Here is a 20,020-nt window from a genome sequence, read left to right on the forward strand (position 1 = left end):
TTATATAATTTCAAAAGCAAATATGTTAATAATGTATTCATATTATAAAGATAATATTTTGTATCTTGAAAATGATATACATTTAATTCCAGAAAAACTGTATAATGAACTAGATATCCCAGAAAAAGCAAAACTTCTTATTTTCAACGATTATTTTAATTATAATAAAAAAAATGTTTCTATAACTTTTTTTGAGGATCTAATTAATTTAGACTCATATAAAATTAAAGAAGATTTAATCCCACTAAAAAGTGAAGATAAAAAAAATATTTTAAATAAATTTATTTTAGAAAATAAAGATAAATTAGAAAATTTTTACTTACTTACTGAAGAAGAAAAAATATTTTTTATAAATTATTTTTATCATCAAATACTTGAAAAAATAATCAAAAAATACCCTGAAAATTGGATGCTCATTCATGAAAGATGGAAAAAACAGCCTGAAAATTTTAGTAATCTTTATAAATAATATTACAATTGAAATAATAAACTAAATAAATTTATTAAAAATAATAAATAAAATAAAGACAGACTCATTTTAATAAAATATAAACTTTGTTTACAAAGTTATTAATTATATTGCTTAAATTTTTTTTTGATATATAAAATTGATTGATTTATCTTAAATATAAATTTTTTTAAAATAAAAAAGGTTTTATTATAAAAAAGGAGAGTTTATGTTTAAAGGTGTTTATACGGCAATTATTACTCCATTTAAGAATGGAAAGATTGATTTAGATAATTTTGAAAAATTGATTGAAAGGCAAAAAAATGCTAAAGTTTCTGGAATAGTAATAGGTGGTTGCACAGGGGAATCTTTTACATTAACTTTAGAAGAAAAAATTGAATTAACTAAATCCGCCTTAAAATTCAGAGATAAAGATTTTAAAATTATTGTAGGAACAGGAACAGCTTCAACTTCAGAAACCATTGAGACCTCAAAAAAGATTGAATCTTTAGGAGTTGATTGTCTTCTTATTATTACTCCATATGGTAACAAACCATCTCAAGAAGGTTTATATAATCACTATAAGAAAATCGCAGAAAATGTTTCAACACCTATTATGTTATATAATGTGCCTGGTAGAACTTCTGTAAATATGCTACCTGAAACTATTGCAAAACTTTCAAATATAAAAAACATTGTTGCTCTTAAACAAGCACTAAATGATATGGATACAATGAGTAAAATATTACAAATTGCACCAAATATAGATTTATTGTCGGGTGAAGACTCTATAACATATCCTTTACTTGCAATAGGTGGTAAAGGAGTAGTTTGTACATGTTCAAATATTATTCCAGAGACTATGGTGGAGTTATGTAATTCATTCTTTAATTCAAACTTAGATAAAGCAAGAGAAATCCATCTAAATATACAAAATTTTATTAAAGCTTGCTTCATAGAAAGTAATCCTACTCCATTAAAATATGCTTATAAATATCTTAACCTTTCTAATGGAGAACTGCGAGAACCTTTAATTGAAGTATCTGAGTCATCAAAAAAAGTTATAGAAAATGAAATAAATAAGCTTAAAGAGATAGGATATTTAAAAATTTAAAAAATATAAATTAAAACTATAAATATTAATTAATAATTATTTAATTAAGGTAAAGAATGAAATATTTATATGAAAGAATAATTTTATTAAAAACATTAAAAAAAGTTCAAAAAGAAAATTTAGTAATAGGAACTTGGGGCAACTTTTCTATAAGAGTTAACGAAAATATTTTTATAATCACACCTTCAGGAATGAATTACAATAAAATAAAATTAAATGATCTAGTTGTCCTTGATATGAATGAAAATATTATCGAAGGTAAAAGAAAACCATCTGTTGAATATTTCCTTCATTTATCAATATATAAAAACAGAAAGGATATATATGGAATTTGCCATACTCATTCTGACTATGTAAAAGTTTTTTCTATTTTAAGAAAACCTATTCCTCCAGTATGTGAAGATCTTGTACAACTTACAGGAGGCGAAGTTCCTGTTGCAAATTATTTTTTACCTGGAACAAAAGAGCTTGGTAAAAACGCTGTTTTAACTTTGAAAGATAAAAATGCATTAATTTTACCCAACCATGGTCTGGTTACTTGTGGAAGAAATATTGATGAAGCCTTAAAAATAGCAGAAGTAATTGAAAGAAATTCAAAAACAATAATCTTATCCTATATTATTGGAAATCCCATTCCATTAGATCAAAATGATATTGAAACCATGAGAAATTTTTATATAAACAAATATGGACAAAAAAAGTAAAAACCAAAAATTTTATATAAAATGAGGAATAAATATATGGAAATTCTCAATGAAGAAAAAGTCTGGTGGGTTCAATTCGATCTGCTTGAAAAATTTATGGTAGATGTATTTAAATGTGTTGGTGTACCTGAAGAGGATGCAAAAATATGTGCAAAAGTATTGATAAATTCAGATAAAAGAGGAATAGATTCTCATGGAATTGGTAGATTTAAACCTATTTATATTGATAGAATTGATGCAGGACAAATTAATCCTGTAACAAAAATAGATATAATAAAAGAAACTGAAACAACTGCAGTTATTGATGGTAATAATGGAATGGGGCAAGTTATTGCTCATAGATGCATGGAAATTGCAATTGAAAAAGCAAAAAAATATGGACTTGGAATGACAGTTGCTAGAAACTCAAATCATTATGGAATAGCTGGTTATTATGTCTTAATGGCCATTGAAAATGATATGATTGGTATAACTGGAACAAATGCAAGACCATCAATAGCTCCAACTTTTGGAGTTGAAAATATGTTAGGAACAAATCCATTAACTTTTGGTATTCCTACAGATGAAGAATTCCCATTTGTACTTGATTGTGCAACTTCCGTCACACAAAGAGGTAAGATTGAAGTTTATGCAAGATTAAATAAAGAGATTCCAGATGGATGGGTAATTGATCAAAATGGAAAATCAAGAAGAGATTCCAAAAAGATACTGGAAGATCTTATTAAAGGAACATGTGCTCTTGTACCCTTAGGAGGTATAGGTGAAGAAACTGGGGGTTATAAAGGATATGGTTATGCAACAGTTGTAGAAATTTTATCCGCAGCTCTATCAAATGGTTCATATTTAAAAGATTTGCTTGGTTATGATAAAAATGGCAATAAAATTCCATATAGATTAGGTCATTTTTTTATAGCAATCAATATCGAAAGTTTTATAGAACCATCCATATTTAAAAAAATAGCTGGAAATATTTGTAGAGAACTTAGAAATTCTAAAAAAATGCCTGGAGAAAATAGAATATACACAGCTGGAGAAAAAGAATATCTTGCTTGGTTAGAAAGGAAAGAAAAAGGAGCTTTAGTTGATGAAATATTAAAAGATCATATAATTGAATTAAAAAAAAGATTTAATTTAAATAAATATAGTTTTCCATTTGAATAATAATCTATTAGATATTAAAAATATTCTATAAAAATTTTATTTTAATAAAAAAAATAAATCTTATTATAAAAGAATCTTAAAATAAATAATTTTAATAAAAAATTTAATTTAATAATAAAATAAAAAAAATCATTTTTTTTAAGAAAAACAATATAAATAAAAAATAATAATAAAAATAAATTAGATTATAAATTTATAGCATTAAATTTTAAGGTATAAAAATGAAAATTAACAATTTAAAAGAAAAATCTCTTATATACCATTCAGAACCAATTCCTGGTAAAATAGGAATAGAATTGTTAAAAAGTTGCAAAGATGCTTATGATCTTTCATTAGCTTATACCCCTGGAGTAGCATATGCTTCAATAGAAATTGCAAATAATTTAGAAAATGCTTACAAATATACAAATAAAGGGAATTTAGTAGCTGTTATATCAAATGGAACTGCAATTTTAGGTCTAGGAAATTTAGGAGCACTTGCTTCTAAACCTGTAATGGAAGGAAAAGCTGTTTTATTTAAAAGATTTGCTGATATAGATGTATTTGACTTAGAAATAGATACAAAAGATCCAGATAAATTTATTGAAATAGTTAAATCCTTAGAACCTTCATTTGGAGGAATAAATCTAGAAGATATAAAAGCTCCTGAATGTTTTTATATTGAAGAAAAATTAATAGAATTAATGAATATCCCAGTATTTCATGATGATCAACATGGAACAGCTATTATTGCAGGAGCTGGACTTATAAATGCACTTGAAATAGTTAATAAAAAAATAGATGAAATTAAAGTTGTTTTTAATGGAGCAGGAGCCGCTGGTATATCCTGTGCAAAACATTTTATTTCTTTAGGTGTTAAAAAAGAAAATATTATTATGTGCGATACAAATGGCGTCATTTATGAGGGAAGAAAAGAAAATATGAATAAATATAAAGAATACTTTTCTATAAAAACAAATTTAAGAACCCTTGAAGAGGCAATAAGAGGGGCTGATGTTTTTGTAGGAGTTTCTGTAAAAGATTGTTTAACACCAGAGATGTTAAAATCAATGAATAATAAACCTATTGTTTTTGCTATGGCAAACCCGGATCCAGAAATAAAATATGAACTTGCTAAAGAAATAAGAAAAGATATAATAATAGCGACAGGGAGATCTGATTATCCAAACCAAATCAACAATGTATTAGGATTCCCATTCATTTTTAGAGGGGCCTTAGATGTTAAAAGTAGAAAAATATCTGAAAAAATGAAAATTGCTGCAACATATGCTTTAGCAAATTTAGCAAAAGAACCTGTAATAGAACCTGTTAAATTAGCATACAATGGTGAAAATTTTAGTTTTGGACCTAATTATATTGTCCCAAAACCTTTCGATCCAAGAGTTATTGAATGGGAAGCTTTTGCTGTAGCTAAAGCTGCTTGTGAAGAAGGAATTGCAAAAGATCCAATAATAAATTGGGATAAATATAAAAATGATTTAAAAAAAAGAATTGAAAAATATTGGAAAACCTATTAAATTTTTTTAGGTTAAATTTTTATTTTATAAATTAAAAAATAGATTTCTTTAATTATATTTAAAATTATTAACTTTTAAATAATTTATTGATTTATTAAGCATAAAATTTATTAAACATAAAAAAGGAGGATAAAAAATGGCTAAAAAGAAATATGTTTATTTTTTTGGTAATGGGAAAGCTGAAGGTAACAAAGATATGAAAGATTTATTAGGTGGGAAAGGTGCTGGATTAGCTGAAATGACAAGCATTGGATTGCCTGTGCCAGCTGGATTTACTATTACAACTGAAGTTTGTGACCTTTACTATAAAAACAATAAAAAATATCCTGAAGGATTAGAAGAGGAAGTATTAGAAAATATTAAAAAACTTGAAAAAGTTACTGGTAAAAAATTTGGTGATCCAGAAAATCCTCTTTTAGTATCTGTTAGATCTGGAGCTCCTATATCGATGCCAGGAATGATGGAAACAATTTTAAATCTAGGGTTAAATTCAAAAACAGTTGAAGGTTTAGCAAAAAAAACTGGTAACAGAAGATTTGCCCTTGATGCTTATAGAAGATTTATTATGATGTATGGTTCTACTGCAAGAGGAATCGAAAGAGAAAAATTTGATCATATTTTTAATGAAATTAAAGAAAACTACACAAGGAAAAGATTATCTATTCCTTCAGATAAAAAAGTAAATGATGTTGATGTTAATGCCGATGAACTACAAATTGTTGTTGATAAATTCAAAGAGTTATATAAAAAAGAGTTAAATGAAGATTTTCCAGAAGATCCTATGGTACAATTATGGGGAGCTATAGATGCTGTTTTTGGTTCATGGATGGCTGAAAAAGCAGTTACATATAGAAGAGTTGAAAATATAAAGGGAGTTATCGGTACAGCAGTTAATGTTGTACAGATGGTTTTTGGAAATATGGGTGATAATTCCGGTACTGGAGTTGCATTTACAAGAGATCCTAACACAGGGGAAAATGTTTTTTATGGGGATTACCTTATAAATGCTCAAGGTGAAGATGTTGTTGCTGGAATTAGAACACCAATGAAACTCTCAGAACTTGAAAAAAAGGACCCATCTGTTTATAAACAATTACTTGACATTAGAGATAAACTTGAAAGACACTACAAAGAAATGCAAGATATAGAATTTACTGTAGAAGAAGGAAAACTTTACATGCTCCAATGTAGAAGTGGTAAAAGAAATGCAAGAGCTGCATTTAAAATAGCATATGATATGGTAAATGAAGGGTTAATAACAAAAGAAGAAGCTATATTAAGGATAAAAGATAAAGATATAGAAGGTTTGTTTTATCCTATTATCTCCCCCGAAGAAAATGAAAATAAAAAGAAATATCTTCTTGTTACTGGTATAGATGCAGTTCCTGGAGCTGCTTCTGGCAAAGTTGTTTTTGATGCTAAAACAGCTGAACAGTGGGCTTCAAAAGGCGAAAAAGTTATTCTTGTGAGAAAAGAGACAAGTCCAGAAGATGTTGGAGGTATGCATGCTGCAGTTGGTATTTTAACTGCTACCGGTGGGAAAACTTCACACGCTGCAGTTGTAGCTAGAGGGTGGGGAAAATGTTGTATTGTAGGATGTGAAAAACTAAATATTGATTACAATAAAAAATTAATGAGTGTTGGAGATAAAATAATAAAAGAAGGCGATGAAATTACTTTAGATGGTTCTACAGGTGAAGTTTTCTTAGGTTCCTTAAAGCTTGTTAAACCAGAATTCCCTAAAGAATATTACGAAATTATGAAATGGGCTGATGAAATCAGAAAAATAAAAGTTAGAACAAATGCTGATACCCCCTATGATTCTGAAAATGCTAGAAAACTAGGCGCTGAAGGAATAGGTTTATGTAGAACAGAGCATATGTTCTTTGACACTGAAGAAAGAAGATTAGCAATCCAAGAAATGATTTTAGCAGATAATTTAGAAGGAAGAAAAAAAGCACTAGATAAATTGCTTCCTTTCCAAAAAGAAGATTTCATAGGTATTTTTAAAGCAATGGATGGTTATCCTGTAACCATTAGACTTATCGACCCACCTCTTCATGAGTTCGTGCCTCATGATGAAAAAGGACAAAAAAAATTAGCAGAAGTTACAGGAATACCATTTGAAAAAATAAAGTCAAGAGTTGAACAATTACATGAAGCAAACCCTATGCTTGGTCATAGAGGTTGTAGATTATGTATTACATATCCAGAAATTCTTGATATGCAAGTAAATGCTATTATTCAGGCTGCAATAGAATGTAGTAAAAATAATGTTAAAGTCTACCCAGAAATAATGATTCCACTTACAATAGATGCAAAAGAATTTCATATTTTAGAAGAAAGAGTTAGAAAAATAGCAGATGACTTAATAAGTAAATCTGGGTTAAAAATTAATTATTTAGTTGGTACTATGATTGAAGTTCCGAGAGCTGCACTACTTGCAGATAAAATTGCAGAATATGCTGAATTTTTCTCTTTTGGAACTAATGACCTAACTCAAATGACTATGGGGTTATCAAGAGATGATGCTGGAAGATTTCTTCCAGACTATGTAGATGAAAAAAAGACTGGTATCTTTAAATATGACCCTTTCCAGGTTCTTGATCAAGAAGGAGTTGGACAATTGGTAAAACTTGCAATTGAAAGAGGTAGATCAACAAGACCAGAACTTAAAGTTGGAATTTGTGGTGAGCACGGTGGTGAACCAAAATCTGTAGAATTCTGTGTCAATGTTGGAATGAATTATGTTTCATGTTCACCATTTAGAGTACCTATAGCAAGACTTGCTGCAGCTCAAGCAGAGATAAGAAAGAAAAAAAATTAATAAAATAAGTATTAAATTAAAAAAATGGGAGAAAGTGTTAAAACTTTCTCCTTTTTTATTGTTTTTATTTAAAATAATAAAATTTATTTAATAAATGCTCTTCAAATTAATGTTTTATTCATTAATTTTTATTAATTTTTTTATTTAATATATTGAAATAGTTAATTTTTAGTAATAAAATTATTTATATAAAAATATTTTGTTTTCTTTTTAATATATATTTAAAATAGATTAATATAAATATTATGATTGAATTATTCAAAAAAAAACTAATTATTAAAATAGGCGATATTACTGAACAAAATACTGATGTAATTGTTAATGCAGCAAATCCTTCTCTAATGGGTGGAGGGGGTGTCGATGGAATGATACATAAAAAAGGAGGACCTAAAATCTTAGAAGAATGCATTAAAATTAGGAAAACAATATATCCAGAAGGACTACCTACTAGCAAAACTGTTGTTACATCAGGTGGATTGTTAAAATCAAAATATATAATTCATACTGTAGGACCTATTTGGAAAGGAGGAAATGAAAATGAAGAAAATTTATTATATGATACTTTTTTAAACTGTATGAAGGAAGCTGAAAAAATTAAAATTAATTCTATATCTTTTCCATTCATTTCCACTGGAGCTTATGGTTTCCCTAAAAATATTGCTGCAAAAGTTATATTAAATTTTTTCGAGAATTATTATAAAGAAGAAAAATATATTATTACCAATCTTATTTTATTTTCCAATGATGATTATCAAATATTTTATAACTTAGTTAATAAAAAATAATCAATATTAAATTAAATATTAATAAATTATTAGATGAAAATTTCCAAAAATAGCAAAATTACCTTAATATATGCAACTTCAATAAACCTTATAAAAATAATTACTTTATTAAATATTATTGGATTAATAATTTTATTTTCTTACCAATTTATAAATACCAAAAATAACTTAAATGAAGAATTTAAAGTTCTTTTTGAACAAATTAAAGAAACTTTAACTCCTCATATTTGGGTTTATGATGAAAAGGAAATAACAAAAATTCTTAATTTTTATATTAAATATGATATAATTTATCAAATTCAATTATTCTATAACCCATATTTTCACATAAAAACAAAAGAATATAAACCCAACTATTTTAAATTATTTGAATCCCCAATAATTTTTAATAATAATGAAATAGGATATTTAAAAATAATATTTTATTATGATTATCATTTTAATTTATTAATCAAAAGATATATTATATACTTTTTGATATTTTTTATATATTCACTTTTAATAACATTTATAATGAATCTTATAATAAATAAAAAATTAAAAAAAACATTTGATGAACTTGAATATAATCTTGAATCGATTTCTAAAGGATTCTATAAAATTAAAATAAAAAAGTCTAAGTATTATGATATAAATAAAATTCTTGAAAGTTTTAATAGAACTATAAACGAAGTAGAAAAAAGAGAACTTAAACTTAAAGATTTATATAACTATTTTAGGAATACCCTCAATTCTTTTTCATCAATGATTTTAATTTGTGATTCTTCATTTTTAATTGAGTTTATAAATAAAAATATGTATAATTTTCTTTACATGCTCATAGATTATAGATTCATTAATCTATCATATGAATCATTAAATGACATTTTAGAAAAACAGGATCCATCAATTTACAATAATAATTATAATATGTTTGAATTACTTCCTTTTTTAAATAATAAAGAGATTCTAGATAGCCTTAATTTAAAAGATCACTTTTCCAAAGTTAATTTCCACCTTATAATAGATCAAAAAAATAGCAATAAAAATATAGAGTATTATTTAAATATATTTATGGATAAACTATTAATGGGAGAAGAAATAAAATATATATTAAGGATAGATGATAATACTTCAACATATTTTACTTACAAAAAGTTAGCATTTCTCGATAAAATTAATACTTTAAGTTTATTTATAAATTCTTTAACCCATGATTTAAATAATATAATTTCAGCAATTTCACTTTTAAATAATGATTCAAAACATATTTTAGAAAACAATCAATTTATTAAACAAAATGAAAAAAATGAATTGTTAGAAAATATTAACTATATTGAAAATACCTTAGACAAAGCTAGAGAGCTAACAAAAAAATTTATAAATTTATCAAAATCCAAAGAATTTAATGAATCTAAATTTGAAAAAATAAATCTAATAAACCTTTTAAATAATTTATTAGATATTACAAAAAAATCATATAAAAATATCAAAACCGGTTTAGTTAATGAAATTGAATATGAACCTTATTTATTAGGAGACTATCCATTGCTTGACAATGCATTTTTAAATATAATAATAAACGCATTTCACGCTATGACAATAATGAAACAAGAAAAAGGAGAAAAGGAAGAAGGTGAATTAAAAATTATAATAAAAAAATTTGATAATAAATATTATAATTTTAATTTAAATTTAAATCCTAATACAGATTATCTAATTATTGAAATTAAAGATAATGGAGTTGGAATAAAAAAAGAGCATATAAGCAAAATATTTGAACCTTATTTTACCACAAAAAAAGAAACCATCGGGTCTGGTTTAGGACTTTTTATGGTATACAATACAATTCATTTGCATAATGGGGCAATTGAAGTAATATCAGAAGAAGGCAAAGGAACAACATTTTATATTATTTTGCCTGAATTTAAAGGAAACTAAATATAGTTTTCAATTTATTTAAAATTATATTTGATAAAAATATCATTATAAGTTTTAGTTTTTTTAAATTCCGCAAATACTTTATCAAATTTTTCAACAAAATGTTTATCTAAATTAATTCTTGAAAAAGCTATATATAAAGGTTTTCTAGAAATAAAAGGAGTCAAAAATTCAATTTTACTTCCATCTATATTTAATTCCTTAATAATAAATTTTATAACATGAATATTTCCAATCCCTAAATCTATCCTCTTATTTATAAGCATTTTGACTATGGTTTCATCATCTTTTAGATATATTTTTTTTAAGTCTTTTTTATTATCAAATTTTTCCTCATATGAATAACCTAGCACACATCCTATCAAATAATTCTTTAAAGAATCATAATTATTATTCCATTTAATTTTATTCTCTTTAAGTGTAAAAAAAACATTTTCTTCAAAAGAAAGATATTCTTTTGGATAAAGCAAGAATTCAGCTCTTTCTTTTGAATATAAGAGAGAAAAAATAGCATCAGCTTCACCATACTTTAACATATTTAAACATCTTTCCCAAGGGAGTTGATTAAATAAAATTTTAATATTTAATATTTCGAAAGTATTTTTAACAAGTTCATAATCAATTCCTTTCATTTGGTTATCTTTTTGATCTAAATATTCATAGGGTGGATAGTAACTAAAAACAACTTTTAATTCCATAGATGCTTTTACTTCTTTTATATATATCAAAATTATAAACAATAATAATATAAAAATAAAATTTAATTTTTTCATAAAATTACCTCTAATTTTTAATTTCAAATAAAAATAATATATTATTAAGAAATATATAATCAATTTAAACTATAATATAAATTTTTAATTTTTATATTTTTATTTTTAATTTAAATAATAAATTTTAATATATATTGACATTTACAAAGCTTATTATATAATATTTTATATGATTAAAGAAGAATTTTCTATTTTTATAAACTACAATTTAAACCCAAATACTATTCAAATAGAAGCAAATATTGCATTAAAATTTAATTTAATCAACAGTGAATATAAAATAAATTTATTAATTTCAAAATCATTGGATAATCTTAAAAATAAAATTATTGAAAAACAAACCGTTAATTTTCAAATTATTAATAATTTTAATCAAAAAACATTATCAATAAGTTCAAATTTATGGAAAATACTTGATAAACCAAAAATTGTTCTACTAATACTTAAAAATGAATGTTTTTTTTTAATAAAAAAAGAATAAAAAAGAAAATGTATTATCAAAGAAACTCAAAAACAATCAATTATTTAACTAAAATTATTGATAGAGATAAAAATAATATTATTAGAAATTTATATGAAAACAATTGTACTAATGTTTACTTATTATATAATATATATAAACACCTTAATAAAATAAATTGTCTTTATAAAATAGATTTATCTTTTTTTTTAGCATATAATTTTCAAACAAAAGAGTTTTTTGTATTTTTTAAAGATAATGATTTTATTAATATAATAACAAAAGAAATTATTGAAGAATATCTAACTAAATTTAGCAATATAAGATATATTTCTGGAGATTCTTTATCGTTGAATTTATTTCTTACAAAATTTAATTTTTTAAAAAAGGATATAATATTTGATGAAGATTATTTTACATATAAATTTGAATTAAATGAAAAAAGTATTATTAATTTATCAAAGAACTTATCAAATATTTTAGTAAAAAATTCTATTAATTATGAAGATATAAAATTTATTGTACCATTCGATTACAAATCTATAATAAATTTAGTCAAATTACAAGAGGGATATTTGATTGAGGAAATGAGATTTTCATCTGAAAAAATAAATAAAATTGCAAAAGAAAAAATTTCTAATATTTTTAAAAATTTTAAAATATTTTATATAACTTATAATAATTACCCTGTTGCTAAATGTGAATGGAATGCATATACAGAAGATATTTTTCAAATAGGAGGGGTATATACAGATAAGTTCTTTAGAAATAAAGGTTTTGCTTCAGTTTTATTAATAGAGATGTTAAAATACTGTTATTATAATTTAAATTATAAATTTGCAAATCTTTTTGTTCGAAAAGATAATGTAAAAGCAATAAATTTATACGAAAAAGTAGGCTTTGAAAGAAATTTATCTCTATTAAGATGGATAATATTAAAAAATTAGGGAAATAAATGGGATTAAAAGATGCAATATTTTTAATTGAAAAATCTGTAAATGTAAAAAATACAATAAATGAAATATTAAAAAATCCTAGGGATAACTCTTTATTTGATAAATTAAAAAATAATTTTGTCCTTCCAAATCAATTGATCATTCAAGGGACAGGAATTGAAAATTATTTTAAGTGTGAAGATTTATATTACAATTTTTCATTAGGTGGTTTTTGCTCAAATAAATTTGGTTTTGCTCAATTTCTTGGAGTTTCTGTTCAAATAATTTCACCTCTTGTAGCAACTAATAAAAATATGTTTCTATATCTCATATTGCCTCCATTAAATGAAAAAACATCATCTTTAACAACTGAATTAATAATGGAAGAGATAGATAAGCTTAAAATAAAAACAGAAGTAAAAAAAGAAAATATAGAAAAAGCAATTAATATAGCTAAAAGTGGCAAAGGATTTGTAACTTTGTTAACAAAAGGGAAGGAACCTATTAATGGATCAGTTTATAAGGTAAAACTTTATTTTAATCCAACTGCTGAAATAGGTCAAAAAAAAGAAGATGGTTCAATAGATTTTAAAGAAAGACACATAGTTAAAAACATTAAAAAGGGGGAAATATTAGGAGAATATACTCCAGAAATCAAAACAGAAGATGGTTACGATATATTTGGAAATAGAATAGAAGCTAAAAAAGATACTAATTATACTTATATTGTTGGTAATAACATTCAAATGACTGAAAATAATAAACTTGTATCACTTATTGATGGAATATTTCAATTAAATGATAAAACTATCTCTATTTCAGATACTCTTGTTATACCTCAAGACATTGATTTGACAATTGGAAATATTAACTGTTTAGTATCAGTCCACATTAATGGGAAAATAAATCAAGGTTTCAAAATTGAAGTAGGCAAAGACCTTATAGTGGATGAATTTGTTAATAGATCAGACCTAAAAGTTTTAGGAAATTTAAAAGTCAAAAATGGACTAATAGGAGAAGGAGATAAATATAAAATTATTGTGAGAAATAATATAGATGTTGAATATATTGAAAATTGTTATGTTTGGTGTGGAGGAGATATTAATTTTGATAAAAATATTACTCACTCAACTATAAATTGCGGTGGTAAAATTATAGCAAAGGGGAAAGGAGTTATAATTGGTGGTAAAATATTAGCATCTAAAGGAATAGAAATTAATGAATTGGGATCTAAAATGTCTGTAGCTACAGCGGTAATAGTAGGAATTGATATTAAAAAAGATATAAGAAAACAGGAAATAGAAAAAAAATTAAAATTATTAGAAATTCAAATATCTAAATTAAAAAACGATATTGGAGATGCCTATTTTAATAACCCCGAAGATTTTATAACTAAATTACCTGATGATAAATTAGAAAAATACGAAATTCTTATTAATAACTTCACTAATTTAATGGAAGAAAGAAAAAACCTATTAAATGAGCTAGAAGAATTAAATAAGAATTTAAATTTTAAAGATGCAAAGGTTATTGTTAGAAACATAGCTTATGAAAATGTATCAATATATTTTGGAAATACTAAATACGAAATAAAAAATCCTATTAGAACTACTGTATTTTTTTGGGATGATAAAGAAAAGAAAATTGCTACAAAACTTCTATAAAAATATTATTGAAATTTAATTTTAATTTTTTTTCTTTATTTTATTAACCTCAATTTTAAGTTTTTCATAAAGTTTTTTTAATTCTATAAAATCCTCATTTTTACAAGCCTCTGATATTTTTTTACCAATTATTCCAATTGAATTAAAACCAAAAATAGGTGCTGTGCCTTTTAAATTATGACCTATAAACCTAATATCTGTTATATTTTTATCATCTATGCATTTTCTAAATGAAATAAGCTTTTTTTCAGTTTCTTCTATAAAAAGTTTTTTTAATTTATCATAATCTGAAACACCAATATAGTCATTAATTTTTTTATTTTTTATTTTATCATTTTTTAAAGATATTTTTTTATTTAATTTTTTTATATTTAAAATTTTTTCCTTCTCTTTATTGGTTATTAATTCATTTTTATTGTCTTTCTCATACTTTAATACTCCAATATGCTTTATTAATATTTTAAGAATTTTTTCCTCATTATATGGTTTTTGATATATTTCATCAAAATAGATTTTATTTTCATTTTCAATGAAATCTTCATCAAAAGCAGTAAAACCCACAATAGTAATTGGTAAGGCCATTTTTTTAAGATTTTTAGAAAGTTCTATCCCATCCATTTTAGGCATTTGTACATCTGTTATTAATAACTTATAAATATTATTATTTTTTAATTCTTCTAAAGCTTCTTCTCCATTTTTAACAATTTTGTATTTTATCTGTTTAATATTTTTGAGGATATTATCGATTATATTAATATTTATATCATTATCCTCTGCTATTAATATATTTGCATCAATAAAATTGACATTTTTAATATTTTCCAAACACTCATTTTTACTATAAGGAATTAATTTCTCTATTTCTTCTTTATCTGGTATTTCAAGGTTTATGTCAAAAAAAAACTTAGTACCTTTTCCTACTTCAGATTCACATTTTATATCTCCATTCATTAATTCAATCAATTTTTTAACTATAGAAAGACCTAGACCTGTTCCTCCATATTTATATTTTATTTCTTCATTCTCTTGTTCAAATGGTTCGAATATCTTATTTATCTTGTCACTTTTTATCCCAATCCCTGTATCTTCTACCTTAAAAAATAGTTTTATATAATTCCTCTCTATAAAATTACAAGATACACTTAATTTTATATAACCTTTTTCTGTAAATTTTGATGAATTACCTAATAAGTTATACAAAATTTGTTTAATTCTTAAGCTATCTCCAATTAAATATTCAGGCACATTATTTTCTTTTTCAAAAATTAATCTAATATCTTTATCTGCAATTTTAGCTGAAATATTATCATAAAGTTCTTTTAATAATTCATCAAAATTAAATAATTTTTTAGATAAAGTTAACTTACTTTCTTCAACCTTAGAGATTAACAGTAAATCTTCGATTAATGAAATTAGAGTTTCTATTGATCTCTTCATCTTAAATAAAATATCTATTTTATTTTTATCTTTCTCTATTTTGATTAGATTATCTAGCATAGAATCAATACCATAAATAGGTGTTTTTAAGTCATGAGTAATCGAAGCAAAAAACTTACTTTTAATTTTTATTGCTTCATCAGCTCTAATTTTCTGAATCATTAAATTCTCAGAAGTTCTATTTAAATCATTAAACAAATTAAATAAATTGCTTTTTGTTTCCTCTAGAGAATTTTGTAATAATTTTATTTTATTATTAAAGTCTCTATTTTTTATAGAGAGTATTTCATTTTCATATATCAAATTATTATAAAGTTCAAAAAAAACTGTCGGATAAATTGGATTATTATTATCAATTGAGATTTTACTTTTGGTTAGCATAGATCTTATTAGGGATTCAATATAATTCTCCAAATATTTTTTATCAACATTAACACTTCTATTCGATTCTATTTCATAGTTTACTTTTACATTATTATTTTCTTTTCCTTCCAATTCTTTATTCTTAATTTTTTCATCAATTAAATTTTTTAAACTTTCATTAGATAAATTTTTTAAATAAATAAATGGCAAAATATAGTCTTTTTTATCAGCAACTTCTCTTATTAAATCTTCATTATAAACAAAATTATTTTTTAAATCCTCAGAAATTAAAAATATCTCATCAATTGAAATTCTATTATATATTTTATTAAAATCTGCCCAAAAATCTTGATTATTAATAAATATATTTAGCCCTAAAAAAAGATTTTGAAAAAAATTCACTATATATTCTTCTTGCTTTTCTAAAATGTAATCGCTTAGATAAAAATTAATACAATTGCAAGATATATCTTGTTCTACTAAATTAGAAACTATTCCTAAATTTTTTTTAATAATTTCAAAACTATATGGTGCTATCGATAAACCAATATTTATATCCTTTTTTTCAAAAAAATATTCTACATCTTTTTCGTTAGTTGTTTTAAAAATAATTCTTTGATATGAAAAGTTATTATTTTTTAAATAATTTAAAATAAAACTTTTAAAATATTCACTATCCTCTGGAATTCCTGCAACAATTTCACATTCTTCAAATGTACTTGACCTTTGATCTCTATGTAAAAGTAAGCTCTTATTAAAAAATATTTTATAAAAATTTTTAAAAGCAAAAGGATATATTAATATTTTATTAATTTCTTTAAAAAGACTTAACTTTTTATAATTTGGTTTTAATTCATTATTAAATTTTAAAACATTCTCAGAATATCCTGAATCACACAATATGATATCAAAATATCCTATTTCAAAAAGTGACTTAAGGACTCCATAATTATCAACTGGAATGAAAGTAGGATTAATCTCTCCAAAAAATCCTTTATCTTTTATAAAAGAAAATAAATAAAAGAAAATATTATTTAAAACTCCAATTTTAATATTCATAATTTTATTAAAACTATTAATCCTAATAATTTATAAATAAATTATGATTTAATAATAAATTATATAATTAAATATTAAAAAAGCTACATATATTATCAAAAATAATATCGACCTCATAATCAAGAGAAAGTACATGATTTGATTTTTTAAGATAAATTAATTGTTTTCTCTTTGATCCAATTTTATTATAAATCATTTGAGGAGATCTATAAGAAACAATTTTATCTTTTTCAGAATGAAAAATAATAGAGTCCGCTTTTACTTTTTTCAAAATTTTTCTAAAAAAATTAATAGTTTTTTTAAGTTCAATTAAAGATTTTATAGAATAATAGTCTTTATAATATATCAAATAATTTTTATTATTTAAGTTATTTAAGGCTGGAGCACTATTTGGTTGTTTAATTCTATTGAAAAAAGGTTTAATTAACCATAAATATTTAAATTTTTTATCAGGGTAATCATAAGGTGTTGCAAGAAGTGCAATCTTTTCTATATTAAAAAGGTAAGCTAAATAACTTGAAAGTATTCCTCCCATAGATAATCCTACTAAATAAACATTCTTAACTCTTTTTGAAAATTCAAGATAAGCATCAGTTGCACACCTAAACCAATCTTGCATTTTAGTATCTTCAAAATCCTGAAAATTTGTACCATGTCCTGTAAGTCTTGGGCAGTAAACAGAAATCCCCCTATCTTCAAATTTCTTAGCTAAAATAAGCATTTCAGATGGAGATCCACTATATCCATGAAATAAAATTATACCTCTTTCCTTATTTTTTATATTTTTATATGACTCGGCTCCATCTATAATCTTATAATCACTCCCTATTTTTTTTGTTATCATAAAAAACCTTTAAATACATTTTATTTTTTTAATAACTTTTATTTAATTTGGTTCTTTAAATTATTTAACAAAAAATTCATAATAATTTTTTATATAAAAATTATAATTATATATCAAAAATTTCAAAATTCTCTTTTATTAATATTTTTAATAATAATAATTAAAATTAAACTATTTGCAATTACTAAAAACAATATATATCTTATTATTTCTTTTTCAATTATTTGAAAATTATTATAAAAATTGTTATGAATAATTATTTTAGAAAAAGGATAAAATATTGACATAATATTTTTAAATGGAGATAATAAAAGATAAAGTACAATAAAAACATAAAAAATTAGAGAAAGGGATGATAATTTGAAAAAAAAACCTGAAAAAAATGTAATATTTGCAATAAAAAAAAATAGTGGTAAAAGTAAAAGATAATTTGTTATAGCATTTTGCAAAAAAAGATTTTTATCCATATAGTTACCATTTAATAATATGGGTAACCTACCAAATGGGTAAGAAGCTATTAGATAAGAGTATAAATAAAATAAAAGCATAAAAAAACTAAAAAATATGAAATAAAAAAAAACTTTACCAATATAGAATTCAATTCTTGTAATATTTCCTGTTAATAAAAAATATATTTTATTTGTATTTATTTCGTCTTTAATATCAAAATCAAATAAAAGTGAAAAAATAAAAAAGAGAAAAATAAAACAATAATAAAACAAAAAACCACCATAAGAAATATTTAGTGGTACATTTTGATTTCCACTTGAACCAATTCTTGTAAGATGGAAAATAAAACCAAAAACAGTATAAAATATTAGAAAAATTATAGAATATATAAACAAATTAACATTTTTTTTCATTTTAATAATTTCCGATAAAAAAATACTTTTAATCATAAAAAATAACCTCAAAAATTTTTTAATTAATTTATTATTTTTCAACTTTGGCAATGTTCAACTTCATCTATAAAAAAGCACTCAAGAGATTTAACTATAGGTTCTATATACAATATTTCATTCGGAAGTAATTCATTTATTTTACTATTTAATAACCCCAAAATATTTTCTTCAAAATCTTTATAATTATTAGAAAATAAGATATTAATTTTATTTTCATATTTAAATTCCAAATTAATACTTTCATTCAAAATATTGTATAAATTACCATAATAAAATTTATCTTTAATTAAATCCTTATTATTATTTACGAATGAAAATATTAGATTTATTATATTTTCTTTTTTAAATATATCTTTTATTTTTTCATTTATCTCTAAGTTTTCAAATAGATTTCTTTTAAATATATAACTTACGCCAATTCTTGCATTTTTTCTAAATTGATAAATATTGTCATCAAATAATTTCTTACCTTTATTAATAATTATAATATGATCAGATAATCTTTCTATCTGCTCAAGATAGTGGGAGGATAATATTATTGTTGTTCCATAATTTTTATTTAAATCTTTAAAATATTTTTCAAGCTCCATTATTCCTTCAATATCAAGACCATTTGTTGGTTCATCAAGAATTAATAGTTCTGGTATACTCATTTCAGCCATAGCTATCGCCAACCTTTGTCTCATCCCTCTTGAAAATTTTTTAACAGTAGAATTCACCCACTTTGATAAACCAACCTTCTCAAGACTATCTATTATCTTCTTTTTATTATAAATTCCATTATATCTAGATATTATTTCTAAGTTTTCATATGCAGTTAAATTTTCATAAAAATTTTGATTATCAAAAATAAATCTAACTTCAGGTAAGCAACCAATATTTTTTTTTCTTTCTCCCTTATATATTATTTCCCCTTTATATTTAGTTAATAAACCAGCAAGTATCTTTATAGTAGTAGTTTTACCTGATCCATTTGGCCCAAGATAACCGACAATATCTCCTTTTTTTATATTAATACTTATTTTATCCAAAGCTTTAAATTTACCATAATATTTTTCAAGTTCTATAATTTGTACTAAATACATAATTTTCCTTTAATAATTTTAT

General features: G+C 23.1%; 16 protein-coding genes. 11 read left to right on the top strand and 5 right to left on the bottom strand.

Annotated elements, in window-relative coordinates:
* From N3A58_02185 to N3A58_02220, 8 genes are all read left to right on the top strand, one after another.
* Positions 1 to 469 (top strand): hypothetical protein (locus N3A58_02185; GenBank protein ID MCX8058206.1); only part of this gene is annotated, 469 nt, incomplete at its 5' end.
* 208 nt (positions 470 to 677) lie between these two features.
* Positions 678 to 1,562: a 4-hydroxy-tetrahydrodipicolinate synthase gene (gene dapA, locus N3A58_02190; protein ID MCX8058207.1), complete on the top strand. Its 885-nt coding sequence runs from the start codon at positions 678 to 680 to the stop codon at positions 1,560 to 1,562.
* Between the two features lie 56 nt (positions 1,563 to 1,618).
* Positions 1,619 to 2,266 (top strand): class II aldolase/adducin family protein, encoded by a 648-nt coding sequence (locus tag N3A58_02195; GenBank protein MCX8058208.1) that lies wholly within the window; start codon positions 1,619 to 1,621, stop codon positions 2,264 to 2,266.
* A 36-nt stretch (positions 2,267 to 2,302) separates the two neighbouring features.
* Complete coding sequence (locus tag N3A58_02200) at positions 2,303 to 3,427, top strand: Ldh family oxidoreductase (protein MCX8058209.1); 1,125 nt, start codon at positions 2,303 to 2,305, stop codon at positions 3,425 to 3,427.
* A gap of 221 nt (positions 3,428 to 3,648) precedes the next feature.
* On the top strand, positions 3,649 to 4,944 hold the full coding sequence (locus N3A58_02205) for a malate dehydrogenase (protein MCX8058210.1): 1,296 nt from the start codon (positions 3,649 to 3,651) through the stop codon (positions 4,942 to 4,944).
* A 136-nt stretch (positions 4,945 to 5,080) separates the two neighbouring features.
* Positions 5,081 to 7,771 (top strand): pyruvate, phosphate dikinase, encoded by a 2,691-nt coding sequence (gene ppdK / locus N3A58_02210; protein MCX8058211.1) that lies wholly within the window; start codon positions 5,081 to 5,083, stop codon positions 7,769 to 7,771.
* 245 nt (positions 7,772 to 8,016) lie between these two features.
* Positions 8,017 to 8,556, top strand: coding sequence for a macro domain-containing protein (locus N3A58_02215; GenBank protein MCX8058212.1), 540 nt, complete (start codon positions 8,017 to 8,019; stop codon positions 8,554 to 8,556).
* A gap of 33 nt (positions 8,557 to 8,589) precedes the next feature.
* Positions 8,590 to 10,476 (top strand): HAMP domain-containing histidine kinase, encoded by a 1,887-nt coding sequence (locus tag N3A58_02220; protein MCX8058213.1) that lies wholly within the window; start codon positions 8,590 to 8,592, stop codon positions 10,474 to 10,476.
* 14 nt (positions 10,477 to 10,490) lie between these two features.
* Here N3A58_02220 and N3A58_02225 read toward each other — a convergent pair whose 3' ends face one another.
* A complete protein-coding gene (locus tag N3A58_02225) occupies positions 10,491 to 11,249 on the bottom strand; it encodes a transporter substrate-binding domain-containing protein (protein MCX8058214.1) in 759 nt (252 codons plus the stop codon).
* A gap of 169 nt (positions 11,250 to 11,418) precedes the next feature.
* On the opposite strand from N3A58_02225, the gene N3A58_02230 reads away from it, so the two are divergent.
* Genes N3A58_02230 through N3A58_02240 form a run of 3 tightly spaced genes read left to right on the top strand, consistent with a single transcriptional unit; the run spans position 11,419 to position 14,308 of the window.
* Positions 11,419 to 11,730, top strand: coding sequence for a hypothetical protein (locus N3A58_02230; protein MCX8058215.1), 312 nt, complete (start codon positions 11,419 to 11,421; stop codon positions 11,728 to 11,730).
* Positions 11,731 to 11,738: 8 nt separating this feature from the next.
* Positions 11,739 to 12,656, top strand: coding sequence for a GNAT family N-acetyltransferase (locus tag N3A58_02235; protein MCX8058216.1), 918 nt, complete (start codon positions 11,739 to 11,741; stop codon positions 12,654 to 12,656).
* Between the two features lie 8 nt (positions 12,657 to 12,664).
* A complete protein-coding gene (locus tag N3A58_02240; GenBank protein ID MCX8058217.1) occupies positions 12,665 to 14,308 on the top strand; it encodes a FapA family protein in 1,644 nt (547 codons plus the stop codon).
* 21 nt (positions 14,309 to 14,329) lie between these two features.
* Here N3A58_02240 and N3A58_02245 read toward each other — a convergent pair whose 3' ends face one another.
* The 4 genes from N3A58_02245 to N3A58_02260 all read right to left on the bottom strand — a co-directional run bounded on the left by N3A58_02245 (position 14,330) and on the right by N3A58_02260 (position 19,998).
* Positions 14,330 to 17,167, bottom strand: coding sequence for an ATP-binding protein (locus tag N3A58_02245; protein ID MCX8058218.1), 2,838 nt, complete (start codon positions 17,165 to 17,167; stop codon positions 14,330 to 14,332).
* A 67-nt stretch (positions 17,168 to 17,234) separates the two neighbouring features.
* Positions 17,235 to 18,011: an alpha/beta fold hydrolase gene (locus N3A58_02250; protein ID MCX8058219.1), complete on the bottom strand. Its 777-nt coding sequence runs from the start codon at positions 18,009 to 18,011 to the stop codon at positions 17,235 to 17,237.
* A 122-nt stretch (positions 18,012 to 18,133) separates the two neighbouring features.
* The gene (locus tag N3A58_02255) at positions 18,134 to 18,874 is read right to left on the bottom strand and encodes a hypothetical protein (GenBank protein ID MCX8058220.1); all 741 of its coding nucleotides are present in this window, start codon (positions 18,872 to 18,874) and stop codon (positions 18,134 to 18,136) included.
* Positions 18,875 to 18,951: 77 nt separating this feature from the next.
* Positions 18,952 to 19,998 (bottom strand): ABC transporter ATP-binding protein, encoded by a 1,047-nt coding sequence (locus tag N3A58_02260; GenBank protein MCX8058221.1) that lies wholly within the window; start codon positions 19,996 to 19,998, stop codon positions 18,952 to 18,954.
* Between the last annotated feature and the right edge of the window lie 22 nt (positions 19,999 to 20,020).

It is taken from the genome of Spirochaetota bacterium (assembly GCA_026415295.1).
Lineage (GTDB): Bacteria > Spirochaetota > JAAYUW01 > JAAYUW01 > JAOAHJ01 > JAOAHJ01.

What these genes read in the sequence shown, in the direction of transcription:
- N3A58_02245 (MCX8058218.1), bottom strand. Translation starts at nt 17,167, where the DNA reads ATGAATATTAAAATTGGAGTTTTAAATAATATTTTCTTTTATTTATTT.
- N3A58_02250 (MCX8058219.1), bottom strand. Translation starts at nt 18,011, where the DNA reads ATGATAACAAAAAAAATAGGGAGTGATTATAAGATTATAGATGGAGCC.
- N3A58_02200 (MCX8058209.1), top strand. Translation starts at nt 2,303, where the DNA reads ATGGAAATTCTCAATGAAGAAAAAGTCTGGTGGGTTCAATTCGATCTG.
- N3A58_02260 (MCX8058221.1), bottom strand. Translation starts at nt 19,998, where the DNA reads ATGTATTTAGTACAAATTATAGAACTTGAAAAATATTATGGTAAATTT.
- ppdK (MCX8058211.1), top strand. Translation starts at nt 5,081, where the DNA reads ATGGCTAAAAAGAAATATGTTTATTTTTTTGGTAATGGGAAAGCTGAA.
- N3A58_02215 (MCX8058212.1), top strand. Translation starts at nt 8,017, where the DNA reads ATGATTGAATTATTCAAAAAAAAACTAATTATTAAAATAGGCGATATT.
- N3A58_02240 (MCX8058217.1), top strand. Translation starts at nt 12,665, where the DNA reads ATGGGATTAAAAGATGCAATATTTTTAATTGAAAAATCTGTAAATGTA.
- N3A58_02230 (MCX8058215.1), top strand. Translation starts at nt 11,419, where the DNA reads ATGATTAAAGAAGAATTTTCTATTTTTATAAACTACAATTTAAACCCA.
- N3A58_02195 (MCX8058208.1), top strand. Translation starts at nt 1,619, where the DNA reads ATGAAATATTTATATGAAAGAATAATTTTATTAAAAACATTAAAAAAA.
- N3A58_02235 (MCX8058216.1), top strand. Translation starts at nt 11,739, where the DNA reads ATGTATTATCAAAGAAACTCAAAAACAATCAATTATTTAACTAAAATT.
- N3A58_02225 (MCX8058214.1), bottom strand. Translation starts at nt 11,249, where the DNA reads ATGAAAAAATTAAATTTTATTTTTATATTATTATTGTTTATAATTTTG.
- N3A58_02255 (MCX8058220.1), bottom strand. Translation starts at nt 18,874, where the DNA reads ATGAAAAAAAATGTTAATTTGTTTATATATTCTATAATTTTTCTAATA.
- dapA (MCX8058207.1), top strand. Translation starts at nt 678, where the DNA reads ATGTTTAAAGGTGTTTATACGGCAATTATTACTCCATTTAAGAATGGA.
- N3A58_02220 (MCX8058213.1), top strand. Translation starts at nt 8,590, where the DNA reads ATGAAAATTTCCAAAAATAGCAAAATTACCTTAATATATGCAACTTCA.
- N3A58_02205 (MCX8058210.1), top strand. Translation starts at nt 3,649, where the DNA reads ATGAAAATTAACAATTTAAAAGAAAAATCTCTTATATACCATTCAGAA.